This is a genomic window from Halioxenophilus aromaticivorans, from assembly GCF_042850945.1.
GTDB classification, from domain to species: domain Bacteria; phylum Pseudomonadota; class Gammaproteobacteria; order Pseudomonadales; family Cellvibrionaceae; genus Halioxenophilus; species Halioxenophilus aromaticivorans.
Map to the genome: position 1 here is coordinate 894,135 of NZ_AP031496.1, position 12,928 is coordinate 907,062.

General features: G+C 51.5%; 6 protein-coding genes. 5 read left to right on the forward strand and 1 reads right to left on the reverse strand.

Annotated elements, in window-relative coordinates:
* Positions 1-221 precede the first annotated feature (221 nt).
* The 3 genes from rpoB to ACGHM3_RS03980 all read left to right on the forward strand — a co-directional run bounded on the left by rpoB (position 222) and on the right by ACGHM3_RS03980 (position 9,801).
* Positions 222-4,310: a DNA-directed RNA polymerase subunit beta gene (gene rpoB / locus ACGHM3_RS03970; protein ID WP_345426334.1), complete on the forward strand. Its 4,089-nt coding sequence runs from the start codon at positions 222-224 to the stop codon at positions 4,308-4,310.
* 100 nt (positions 4,311-4,410) lie between these two features.
* Entirely contained in the window at positions 4,411-8,634 is a 4,224-nt protein-coding gene (gene rpoC / locus ACGHM3_RS03975) for a DNA-directed RNA polymerase subunit beta' (protein WP_345426332.1), read from the forward strand.
* A gap of 213 nt (positions 8,635-8,847) precedes the next feature.
* Positions 8,848-9,801, forward strand: coding sequence for a L,D-transpeptidase family protein (locus ACGHM3_RS03980; protein ID WP_345426330.1), 954 nt, complete (start codon positions 8,848-8,850; stop codon positions 9,799-9,801).
* A gap of 219 nt (positions 9,802-10,020) precedes the next feature.
* Here ACGHM3_RS03980 and ACGHM3_RS03985 read toward each other — a convergent pair whose 3' ends face one another.
* Entirely contained in the window at positions 10,021-11,526 is a 1,506-nt protein-coding gene (locus tag ACGHM3_RS03985; RefSeq protein WP_345426327.1) for a M14 family zinc carboxypeptidase, read from the reverse strand.
* A gap of 325 nt (positions 11,527-11,851) precedes the next feature.
* Here ACGHM3_RS03985 and rpsL point away from each other — a divergent pair, with 325 nt between their 5' ends.
* Entirely contained in the window at positions 11,852-12,223 is a 372-nt protein-coding gene (rpsL, locus tag ACGHM3_RS03990) for a 30S ribosomal protein S12 (protein WP_345426325.1), read from the forward strand.
* Positions 12,224-12,395: 172 nt separating this feature from the next.
* Complete coding sequence (gene rpsG / locus ACGHM3_RS03995; protein WP_345426323.1) at positions 12,396-12,866, forward strand: 30S ribosomal protein S7; 471 nt, start codon at positions 12,396-12,398, stop codon at positions 12,864-12,866.
* Positions 12,867-12,928: the final 62 nt, after the last annotated feature.

Below are 12,928 nucleotides of genomic sequence, written 5' to 3' on the forward strand. Positions count from 1 at the left end.
GGCTGGCGGGTTATCTCGCTGGCCCCTTTGCCGTTTTCGGTTGACGGATTCTGTGGTTGCGAAGTTGGCACGCAATCGGATTTTTACAGCTGGCAGAAGCATAGAACCAAACCGACCCGCCTGTGGGTGAAACAGAAACGAAAAGCGTTGCAATAACGCAACAGCACGCAGTGCTATTAAGGCTGAAACTGCCCTCTCCGAATACAAGCTGGGGTACACAGATGGCTTACTCATTTACTGAGAAGAAACGCATCCGCAAAGATTTTGGCAAGTTGCCACAGGTGATGGATGTACCTTACCTGCTCGCAATACAGTTAGACTCCTACGAAAAATTTACTCAGGCTAATGCCGCCAGTGCCGAATCTCGGCTCGATATTGGCTTGCACGCCGCATTCAAATCGGTATTCCCGATTGTTAGTTACTCCGGTAACGCGGCACTTGAATACGTAAGCTACCAACTTGGTAAGCCCGTATTCGATGTCAACGAATGTATTTTACGTGGCGTGACCTACGCTGTTCCGCTGCGAGTGAAGGTTCGATTGATCATTTACGATAAAGAATCTTCCAACAAAACCATTAAAGACATCAAAGAGCAAGAAGTCTACATGGGTGAGATACCACTCATGACAGAAAACGGTACTTTTATTATTAACGGTACCGAGCGGGTGATTGTTTCTCAGTTACACCGTTCGCCTGGTGTGTTCTTTGACCACGATAAAGGCAAGACTCACAGCTCCGGTAAGTTGTTGTACTCTGCCCGTGTGATCCCTTACCGTGGTTCATGGTTGGACTTCGAGTTCGACCCGAAAGATCTGGTCTATGTGCGTATTGACCGCCGCCGCAAGTTGCCTGCAACTATTTTGCTGCGTGCGTTAGGTTTCTCTTCGCAAGAAATGCTGGGCATGTTCTTCGAAACCGACGAGTTCAGCGTGCAGGACACCGGCGAGTACACGCTAAAGCTGATCCCGTCTCGCCTTCGAGGCGACGTGACCAGCTTCGACATCAAAGATCAATCCGGCAAGGTTATTGTTGAGGAAGGTCGTCGAATTACCGCTCGTCACATCCGTCAAATGGAAAAGTCTGGCGTTGAAGAGCTCAATGTCCCGGTCGTGTACATGGTTGGCCGCTCGTTGGCAGAAGATCTGATCAACGAGCAAACCGGTGAGGTTCTGCTGGAGTGCAATACCGAGCTGACAGAAGAGGCCTTGGAGCAGATCAAAGAAGCTGGTGTTACTAACTTCAAAACGTTGTACACCAACGAGCTGGACTGCGGACCGTTTATCTCAGACACCCTGCGCGCAGACCCAACCCGCTCTGAGCTAGAAGCGTTGGTTGAAATCTACCGCATGATGCGCCCAGGCGAGCCGCCGACCAAAGAGTCTGCAGAGGGCCTGTTCCAGAACTTGTTCTTCAGCCAAGATCGTTACGACTTGTCTGCTGTTGGTCGTATGAAGTTTAACCGTCGTCTAGATCGCGATGAAGATGTGGGTGAAGGTACCCTGTCTAACGATGATATCGTCGATGTACTGAAGACGCTGATCGAGATCCGTAACGGTAATGGCGTTGTGGATGATATCGATCACCTGGGTAACCGTCGTATCCGCTCTGTTGGCGAAATGGCTGAAAACCAATTCCGCGTCGGTTTGGTACGGGTAGAGCGCGCTGTTAAAGAGCGCTTGTCCATGGCTGAATCCGAAGGTTTGATGCCGCAGGATTTAATCAATGCCAAGCCAGTGGCTGCTGCAGTGAAAGAGTTCTTTGGCTCTTCCCAGTTATCCCAGTTTATGGATCAGAACAACCCGCTTTCTGAGGTAACCCACAAGCGTCGTGTATCTGCGCTAGGCCCGGGTGGTTTGACCCGCGAGCGTGCCGGTTTTGAGGTGCGCGACGTGCACCCAACACACTACGGTCGGGTTTGCCCAATTGAAACACCGGAAGGTCCAAACATTGGTTTGATCAACTCTCTGGCGACCTATGCTCGCACCAACAGCTACGGTTTCCTTGAAAGCCCTTACCGCAAGGTGGAAAACGGCAAGGTTACCGATCAGATCGAATACCTATCGGCGATTAACGAGTCGCGCTACATCATCGCACAGGCCGCGGCTAAGCTAGACGAGAACGACGAGCTAACCGAAGACTTGGTATCGGTACGTGCCGGTGGCGACTTCACCTTGAAGCCGAAAGAAGATGTTCAGTACATGGACGTATCACCGCGTCAGGTGGTGTCCGTGGCGGCGTCTTTGATTCCGTTCCTGGAGCACGATGATGCTAACCGAGCCCTGATGGGGTCGAACATGCAACGTCAGGCGGTACCCACTCTACGGGCTCAAAAGCCGTTAGTTGGTACCGGCATGGAGCGCGTGGTTGCGCGTGACTCCGGTGTGTGTGTGGTAGCCCATCGCGGCGGTGTTATCGATCGCGTTGATGCCGGCCGCATTGTGGTTAAGGTAAACAACGACGAAGTTGATGCCGGTGACGCAGGTGTGGATATCTACAACCTGATCAAATACACCCGTTCTAACCAGAACACGTGTATTAATCAGCGTCCAATCGTTAAAACCGGTGACACGGTTACCCGTGGTGACATCCTGGCCGACGGCCCATCCGTTGATCTGGGTGAGCTGGCGTTAGGGCAAAACATGCGCATCGCATTTATGCCTTGGAACGGCTACAACTTTGAGGATTCCATTCTGGTATCCGAGCGTGTGGTGCAGGAAGATCGCTTCACCACCATCCATATTCAGGAATTAACCTGTATTGCTCGTGACACCAAGCTAGGCAGCGAAGAAATCACCGCGGATATTCCCAACGTGGGAGAGGCCGCACTGGCTAAGTTGGATGAATCAGGCATCGTCTACATTGGTGCCGAAGTAGGCCCTGGTGACATTCTGGTGGGCAAGGTAACGCCTAAAGGCGAAACCCAACTTACCCCAGAAGAGAAACTGTTGCGTGCTATTTTCGGTGAGAAAGCCTCGGACGTTAAAGATACTTCGCTGCGTGTGCCCACCAGTACCAAAGGTACCGTTATTGACGTTCAGGTATTCACTCGCGATGGCTTAGAGAAAGATCAGCGCTCCAAAGAGATTGAAACCGAACAGTTGAATAAGGTTCGTAAAGACCTTAACGAAGAGTTCCGTATTGTAGAAACCGCAACCTTTGAGCGTTTGCGTCAGGCCTTAGTGGGCCAAACCGTTTCCGGTGGCAAAAACACGAACAAGGGCGATGTGTTAACCGATGAAGCGCTGACTGGTTTGGAGCGCAGTGATTGGTTCAAGCTGCGCATGGACGACGATGCACTAAACGAGCAGATCGACCGCGCCGAAGTACAGTTGGAAGAGCGTCGCAAAGAGCTCGACGAGCGTTTTGAAGACAAAAAGCGCAAGTTGCAAACTGGTGACGACCTGGCCCCAGGCGTACTGAAGATCGTTAAGGTTTACCTGGCTATCAAACGTCGCATTCAGCCGGGCGATAAAATGGCCGGCCGTCACGGTAACAAGGGTGTTATCTCGGTCATTATGCCGGTAGAAGACATGCCTTACGATGAAAACGGCGAGCCGGTAGACATCGTACTGAACCCACTGGGTGTACCTTCGCGGATGAACGTTGGTCAGGTGCTGGAAATGCACTTGGGTATGGCGGCGAAAGGTTTGGGTGACAAGGTCGACCAAATGATTCGCGCGCAAAAAGCCGTGGCCGATATCCGTAACTTCCTGGAAGAGGTGTACAACCTTACCGGCGATGCTTACAACAAAGAGCAGTTGGATCAATTCAGTGACGAAGAAGTCATCGAAATGGCTAACAACCTGCGCGCTGGTGTGCCCATGGCAACGCCTGTGTTCGACGGTGCTAAAGAAGCGGAAATCAAAGCCTTGCTACGCTTGGCCGACCTGCAAGATAGCGGTCAGCGTACCTTGCACGATGGCCGTACCGGTGATGCCTTCCTGCGTCCTGTAACCGTAGGTTACATGTACATGCTGAAGCTGAACCACTTGGTTGACGACAAAATGCACGCCCGTTCCACTGGTTCCTACAGTTTGGTTACTCAGCAGCCGCTGGGTGGTAAAGCGCAGTTCGGTGGTCAGCGATTCGGAGAGATGGAGGTATGGGCACTGGAAGCATACGGCGCCGCCTATACCTTGCAAGAAATGCTTACGGTTAAGTCGGACGACGTTGTCGGTCGTACCAAGCTCTATAAAAATATTGTTGATGGCGACCATCGCATGGAGCCCGGAATGCCAGAATCCTTTAACGTACTGTTAAAAGAGATTCGCTCACTGGGTATCAATATGGAGCTGGACCACGACGAATAATTGGTCGTGATTTCCAATGCGGGGGCCGTGTGCCCCCGCCAGGTAGACTGACAACAGTCACAGTTGCAATGCGTAAATCGCGAGCCCGCGGGAGGCTAACTTGAAAGACTTACTAAACCTTCTGAAGTCCCAAGGACAAAATGAAGAATTTGACTCGATTCGTATCGGCCTTGCATCGCCGGATATGATTCGGTCTTGGTCTTTTGGTGAAGTAAAAAAACCTGAGACCATCAACTACCGAACCTTCAAGCCTGAGCGTGAAGGTTTGTTTTGTGCCAAAATTTTTGGCCCAGTAAAAGACTATGAGTGCTTGTGCGGCAAGTACAAGCGTATGAAGCACCGCGGCATCATTTGTGAAAAATGCGGTGTTGAAGTTACCTTGGCTAAAGTGCGTCGTGAGCGCATGGGCCACATTGAGCTGGCTAGCCCAGTTGCTCATATCTGGTTCTTGAAATCCTTACCAAGCCGTATCGGTTTGCTGTTGGATATGACCCTGCGCAATATCGAACGTGTGTTGTATTTTGAATCCTACGTGGTAACCGACCCCGGCATGACCACCTTGGAGAAGAGCCAACTTCTGACCGACGAGCAGTATTTCGAAGCCATGGAAGAATTTGGTGACGAATTCGAAGCCAAAATGGGCGCCGAGGCCATTCAAGAGTTGATGCGTGACATCGACATTGAAGCCGAAGTACAAGAGCTGCGTGAAGAAATTCCAAGCACGACCTCTGAAACCAAAGTTAAGAAGTTGTCCAAGCGCTTGAAGCTGCTGGAAGCCTTCTACAACTCTGGCAACGATCCAGAGTGGATGGTGTTAGAGGCGCTGCCTGTACTACCACCGGATTTGCGTCCGTTGGTACCGCTGGATGGCGGCCGCTTTGCTACCTCCGATTTGAACGATTTGTATCGCCGCGTCATCAACCGTAACAACCGTTTGAAGCGTCTGCTGGACTTAAACGCTCCTGACATCATCGTGCGCAACGAAAAGCGTATGCTGCAAGAAGCGGTAGATGCACTGTTGGATAACGGTCGTCGCGGTCGCGCCATTACCGGCTCTAACAAACGCCCACTGAAATCATTGGCCGATATGATCAAAGGTAAGCAGGGTCGTTTCCGTCAAAACCTTCTGGGTAAGCGTGTTGACTACTCCGGTCGTTCGGTCATCGTAACCGGCCCAACTCTTAAGCTGCACCAGTGCGGTCTGCCTAAGAAAATGGCCTTGGAATTGTTCAAGCCGTTTATCTTCAGCAAACTGGAATTGCGTGGTCTAGCCACCACCATTAAAGCCGCTAAGAAAATGGTCGAGCGTGAAGAGCCCGTGGTATGGGATATCCTCGACGAAGTCATTCGTGAGCACCCGGTACTGCTAAACCGTGCACCAACCTTGCACCGTTTGGGTATTCAGGCGTTTGAACCCGTACTGATTGAAGGTAAGGCCATTCAGTTGCACCCATTGGTGTGTGCAGCCTACAACGCCGACTTCGACGGCGACCAAATGGCGGTTCACGTACCTTTGACTATTGAAGCTCAGCTTGAAGCTCGCGCTTTGATGATGTCGACCAACAACATTTTGTCACCGGCCTCCGGCGAGCCGATTATCGTACCGTCCCAAGACGTGGTATTGGGCTTGTACTGGATGACTCGTGAGCGTATCAACGTGCCCGGTGAGGGCATGGTGTTCTCTGATCCAGCTGAAGTGGATCGCGCGTTTAACGCCGAGAAAGTTCATCTGCAAGCGCGTATCAAGTGTCGTATCACCGAGTCTGTGATTCGTGAAGACGGCGAAATGGAAAAGAACACCTCCATCGTGGATACCACGGTAGGTCGTGTACTTTTGTGGGAGATCGTACCCGAGGGTATGCCGTTTGAGCTGGTTAACCGAAACATGGTTAAAAAGGCCATCTCGGCACTGATCAACTACTGTTACCGCGTGGTGGGATTGAAGCAAAGCGTTATTTTTGCTGACAAACTGATGTACACCGGTTATGCCTACTCAACACGCTCTGGTTCGTCCATTGGTGTAAACGATTTTGAAATCCCAGCCGCTAAGCACGAGATCGTGTCTAAGGCCGATGAAGAAGTAGCCGAAATCGAAGCGCAGTATGCCTCTGGTTTGGTAACTCAGGGTGAGAAATACAACAAAGTGATCGATATCTGGTCTCGCGCCAATGATTTGGTTGCCAAGTCGATGATGGAGGGTATTTCGAAAGAGTCCGTTACTAACCGCGAAGGCGAAGAAGAGCAGCAAGATTCATTCAACTCGGTATTTATGTACGCCGACTCCGGTGCTCGTGGTAGCCCTGCGCAGATTCGTCAGTTGGCCGGTATGCGTGGTTTGATGGCTAAGCCAGATGGCTCGATCATCGAAACGCCCATTACCGCAAACTTCCGTGAAGGTTTGAACGTTGGTCAGTACTTCATCTCGACCCACGGTGCGCGTAAAGGTTTGGCTGATACCGCACTGAAAACCGCAAACTCGGGTTATCTGACTCGTCGTTTGGTGGACGTTGCTCAGGACGTCGTAATCACCGAGACCGATTGTGGTACCGACGCTGGCTTAACCATGGCGCCGGTGATCGAAGGTGGTGACATCATCGAATCCCTGGGTGATCGTATCCTGGGCCGTGTGATTGCGCGTGATGTGTTAAAAGAAGGCAGCGATGAGATTCTGATCCCTGCCGGCGTGATGATCGATGAAGCTTGGGTAGAACGTGTGGAAGAGATGGGTATTGACGAGGTACAAGTACGCTCGCCAATTACCTGTGAGTCTCGTTACGGTATCTGTGCTCAGTGTTATGGTCGTGATCTTGCGCGTGGCCACCGCGCCAATGCCGGTGAAGCGGTCGGCGTTATTGCTGCCCAGTCCATTGGTGAGCCCGGTACCCAGCTGACTATGCGTACCTTCCACATTGGTGGTGCTGCTAGCCGTGCGTCTGCTGCAGACAGCATCCAGGTTAAACAGCCTGGTACCGTCCGCCTGCACAACGTGAAAACCGTTGAGCGTGAAGACGGCATATTGGTTGCGGTATCCCGTTCCGGTGAGTTGGCCGTAGCCGACGGCAGCGGTCGCGAGCGTGAGCGCTATAAGATTCCTTACGGTGCCAACATTACTGTTACCGACGGTTCAGATGTGGACGGCGGCCAGGTAGTGGCGAAATGGGATCCGCACACGCACCCAATTATTACCGAAGTGGGTGGTGTGGTTCGTGCCACTGGCATGGAAGATGGTCTTTCTATTCGTCGTCAAACAGACGAGCTAACTGGTTTAACCTCTATCGAGGTGCTGGACCCAGCCGAGCGGCCCGCGGCCGGTAAAGACTTGAAACCTGCTATCACCTTGTATGATGAAGAAGGTAACGAGAAAACTCTGGCCAACAGTAACCAGCCCGCCCACTACTTGTTGCCAGCTAAGGCTTTGTTAAACCTAACCGATGGTGAAGTAATCAAGGCTGGTGATGTAATCGCCCGTATTCCTCAGGAATCTGGCGGTACTAAAGATATTACCGGTGGTCTGCCACGAGTTGCTGACTTGTTTGAAGCGCGTAAGCCAAAAGAGCCCTCTATCCTGGCGGAAATCAGCGGTACTGTTTCCTTCGGTAAAGAAACCAAAGGTAAGCGTCGCTTGGTGATTACTCCACCGGAAGGTCAAGTAATGCCAGATGGCAGCACTCACTACGAGGAGCTGATTCCTAAGCATCGTCAGCTGACTGTTTTCGAAGGCGAAACTGTGGCTAAGGGTGAAGTGGTATCGGATGGTCCGTCCAACCCACACGACATCTTGCGCTTACAGGGTGTGGAGGCCTTGGCCAACTACATCACTAACGAAATCCAAGATGTTTACCGTTTACAGGGTGTAAAAATTAACGATAAGCACATTGAGACCATCGTGCGTCAGATGTTGCGTAAAGTTGAGATCCTTGGAATGGGCGACTCTTCCTTCGTTAAGGGTGAGCAGGTTGAATACGCCAATGTGCTGCAAGAAAATGAGCGTTTACGCGCCGAGGGCATGCAGCCAGCTACCTACGAGCGTCAGCTACTGGGTATCACCAAGGCCTCTTTGGCAACCGAGTCGTTTATCTCTGCGGCCTCGTTCCAAGAGACCACTCGCGTTCTGACCGAAGCAGCGGTAACCGGCAAGGTTGATACTTTGCGCGGCCTGAAAGAAAACGTTGTAGTAGGGCGTTTAATTCCAGCCGGTACCGGTTTGGCCTACCACGAGAAGCGTCGTCAGCAGCGTAGTGAAGATGCCGTGGTGAGCGAAGGTCCAAGTGCTGAAGAAGTCGAAGCAGCCCTGACCGAAGCGCTTAAGTCCAGCGCTAACTAGTGCTTGCCCTGAAGTCCGGGCTTAGAAGCCCAGATTTTTAGTAAAGCACTCGCTTAGTCCGAGACGCTCGCAGCACAAAGAAGCCTCCACTATGGGGGCTTTTTTGTACCTTATAGATTGTTGTGATGTGGTAAACGGCGAAACAGGGTGGCTATATTTACTGAAGTAGCTAAAATACTTATATACCACCTTATTCGAAATATTTAGTTATAGATGCACAAACAATTACTTCTACTCACAGCCGCCCTGATGTTTAGCTCTGGCGCATGGTCTGAGCCAGAACCTGGCGAAACCGAGCTTGCCATGCTGTCGGATACGGCCGCAGCGCAGGTTCTGTTGCAGCCAAGTTCTATTATTCGGCTGGACCCATCCGAGCCCTATGTTGTGGTTGCCTCGCTCAGTGAGGCCAGCTTCAGTGTGTTTGAAAACATCAACGGCTTTCTTCAACAGCGTCTTCAGTTCCCCATCTCCATGGGCAAAATGGGCTTCGGTAAGCAAGAAGAAGGGGACAAGAAAACACCGGTTGGTGTTTATCGCATTACCAGCCATATCGCTGACGAACAGCTAGATGACTTCTATGGCCGAGCGGCCTATCCGCTTGATTACCCCAATGTTTGGGATAAGCGCAACAAGCGCACAGGTAGCGGGATATGGGTTCACGCTATGCCGGAGGGCGTAAACAGTCGGCCAACTTTTGACAGCGACGGCTGCGTGGTGCTGAATAACGATCAGATTGATCAGTTGGCTCAGTTTGTGGATGTTGGCCGAACCAAGGTTGTACTCACCGAAAAATTAGATTGGATAGAGGCCGATAGCCAAACGGCCTTGCAAGATGAGCTGTCCGCCGAGATTGAATCCTGGCGCTTGGCCTGGCAGTCGCGCTCCAACGACGACTACATGAAGTATTACAGCAAGGACTTCAGTGTAGGTAACTACAACTACGATTCCTGGCGTGATTACAAATCCCGTGTTAACGGAGCCAAAGACTTCATTGAAGTGAACCTGTCCAACTTGGGTTTATTCGCCTACCCTGGTGAAGGTCAGTTGGTTATGGCGGAGTTCTACCAGGACTACGACAGCAGTAATCACAGCTGGCGTGGTTGGAAGAAACAACTCTGGCAGCGCGAAGGCGATCGCTGGAAAATTATTTACGAAGCGGGCGGATAGCCGTCAGCTAGGGCTGGACTAACACCAGCAGGCAAATGACAAAGGCCTTAAAAAAGCCCGCAAAAACGCAGCGTTGGTTAACCAAGCTGCGTTTTTTTGTGGGCTCAGTTTAGATGAGGTGGGACGTGTCGCTGGCGCGAGCTATCAATTTCTGGATGTCGTTGATTGGTGACGCTAAGGACTAGTGGGCGCTGCCGCTGGCAGACGCCCAGCCTTGATCTAATGCAGTGAGTCGATCTCTGGCAGATCATCTGAGCCGTTGTTCTCGCCTTCTGTGCGCGCCAGCTTTTGCTTGGGTACTTCGCGGTGCAGCCACTCTACTAGGTCTACCCACATTTGATTGATGTCGTTGCGCGTGGGCATGATTCCGGCTGAGGGCAATTCAATGGTTACTACCGGAATGTTTTTATAAACACCGGCGTAATTGCCCAGAGATCCGGGGTAGATGCCGAGCTCGTGTAGGCGCAATGTGCCCAGGCGGCTAGGGGGCTTTTGTGGCCCATCGTAATCCACTAGGCTATGTGGTGCGTGTACTGCCACAATGGCATCCGGGCGAAAGTTTTCTATGGTTTTGATAAACCATTGCGTTTCCGGTTCGCTGGCAGCGTCCGGGCCGGGGAAGCGGCGTGGGTTTGCGCCGGTGCGCGATTGCCAATAATGGTGGGCATCGGCGTCCCAATCTGGACTGGGGAAGTTGCGATTTAGGTCAACACCGGCGTCGTTTTGCCGCTGGGACTTTTGGCGCAGCAGGCCGTCCGGGTTGAGCAGTGGTACAACCTGCCAGGTGAACTCAGTGGCCTGGTCTTTTTCGATAAATTTCAGCCACTTGAAAATAATGGATACTGAGGAGAACTCATCGCCGTGAATTCCTCCCATCAATAGCACACGGCCGTTCTTTTCTTCGCCGTTGTGCAAGTACTCTTTAACGGCCAGGCTTCGTTCTAGGCGAGATCGAGCGCCGCTGTCAGCCAGCTCGATGGCCAAGCAATCTTCCACTGAAACACTGCCCAGTTTATTACCAATCTCATCGCACAAATCCGTAATAGCTTGTTCTGGCTCGGGATTCAGGGAGTTTGTCTCAGCTTCGTCGTCTGCTGCGGTAATGGCATTGCTGGTTGCTTCAACGGCCGCTTCTGCGTCTTTGGGCTCGGCTGCGGTATCATCGCCGGTGGTTGCACTGGTTTCCCCCTGGGTCAGGGCTTCCACAGTTTTGCCTTCGGCCTGCGCTTTGGTTTCAGCTTGGTTTGTATCCGCCTGCTCTATGGTTTGGGTAGCAGTGGCCGCCTTTGCAGTCGCGCTGTCCTCTATTTCTTTGGCAGCGTCTTGCTTGGCAAAGACTTCGCTGGTGTCGACTTCAGGCGGATTGTCTTGTGAGGGTGCTTCGGCTGAATCGGATGGCGCTGCCTCGGCGACGGTTTCGTCTTCTTCGGCACTGGCTCGGGTGTCATCATCCATGGCCGTGGCCGATTCATCAGCATTGGTCACGCTTGTATTCGCCGTTTCGACTTTAGTTTCGGCGTCGGGAGTAACCGTTATGGTGATATCTGCACTATCGGAGGCAGTTTCACTTTTGTCGGCCGTGGCCGGTGAGGTTTCAGCTGTATTAATCTCGGGCTTTGGGCTCTGCGTAAAGCAGCCAGTCAACGCTGTGGTTGTAGCCAATACTGTGGCTATAGCAGCAGCCAGTGTCGCTTTGCGTAGCAAATCACGCGGTTCTTTCATCATTTGAGTAAATCTTTAGTCCGGGACAGGCGGATTCTAGGCTAATTGCTGGGTATTGAGCCACCTGAAAAACACTTGCAATACCCTTGTATTCACAGTACTACCTCATTATAATTGCGCACCCATTTTGCATGGGGGCTGTATTGTGCCATCTTTCAGACGTTTTTGGCACGCTTGCTTTAGGTATTCTTTAAATAAGGCAATATTAGTATAGCTGCTAATTACAGTTTCGGGCTGACGAGCCTTAACAGTACCTAGGTACATTGTAACCGCGTTCAATCACTGGTGAAGTGGTTGGCGTATTATTTTATTTTGGAGTTTATTTTTCATGGCAACGATCAACCAGTTGGTTCGTAAGCCGAGAAAACGTAAAGCAGTCGCGAGCGACGTACGTGCGCTGGAAGCTTGTCCACAAAGACGTGGCGTTTGTACTCGCGTTTATACGACCACCCCAAAAAAGCCGAACTCAGCATTGCGTAAAGTATGTCGTGTTCGTTTGACCAATGGTTTTGAAGTTTCTTCATACATTGGTGGTGAAGGCCACAACCTGCAAGAGCACAGCGTGGTACTGATCCGTGGTGGACGTGTAAAAGACTTGCCAGGTGTTCGCTACCACACAGTTCGTGGTGCGCTGGATACCGCTGGTGTGAACAACCGTAAGCAAGGTCGTTCTAAGTACGGTACCAAGCGTCCTAAGTAAGGCGCTGTTTCTAAATAAAGAAGGTACTTAACCCGTTTTTTCGGTTAACCCTACGGGGTGAAACCAAGTAAGGCTAAGCGCGCTCATAGGCTCAGTGCCCCTGGCGATGATTTCCAGGGCAAAGGTTTTGTGAGAGAGCGGTGTCTTAGAAAATCCTGAAGAGAGGCTAGCAATGCCAAGAAGACGCGTAGTCGCTAAGCGTGAAATATTGCCAGATCCTAAATTTGGCAATATCACTTTGGCGAAATTCATGAATATCGTGATGATCAGCGGTAAAAAATCCGTTGCAGAGCGAATTGTATACGGCGCGCTCGACATCGTTGAGCAGAAGCTGAAAAAAGATCCTATCGAAGTATTCGATGAGGCTCTAGAGAACGTAGCTCCCCTGGTAGAGGTTAAATCTCGCCGTGTGGGCGGTGCTACATACCAGGTACCGGTTGAAGTACGTCCTGCACGTCGTACTGCTCTGGCCATGCGCTGGTTGGTGGAATACTCCCGCGGTCGCGGCGAGAAATCCATGGCTGCTCGTTTGGCTGGTGAGTTGATCGATGCCTCGCAAAGTAAAGGTTCGGCAGTTAAAAAGCGGGAAGACGTTCACCGCATGGCCGACGCCAACAAAGCGTTCTCGCACTACCGATTCTAATATCGGCGTTTTTAAGTCTCGTTTTTTAACCAGCTTAAAAACATTGTCACAAAAGGCAGCGA

Bases quoted from the DNA above. Each gene is read 5' to 3' on its own strand.
- rpoB (WP_345426334.1), top strand. From the start codon at position 222: ATGGCTTACTCATTTACTGAGAAGAAACGCATCCGCAAAGATTTTGGC.
- ACGHM3_RS03980 (WP_345426330.1), top strand. From the start codon at position 8,848: ATGCACAAACAATTACTTCTACTCACAGCCGCCCTGATGTTTAGCTCT.
- ACGHM3_RS03985 (WP_345426327.1), bottom strand. From the start codon at position 11,526: ATGATGAAAGAACCGCGTGATTTGCTACGCAAAGCGACACTGGCTGCT.
- rpsL (WP_345426325.1), top strand. From the start codon at position 11,852: ATGGCAACGATCAACCAGTTGGTTCGTAAGCCGAGAAAACGTAAAGCA.
- rpsG (WP_345426323.1), top strand. From the start codon at position 12,396: ATGCCAAGAAGACGCGTAGTCGCTAAGCGTGAAATATTGCCAGATCCT.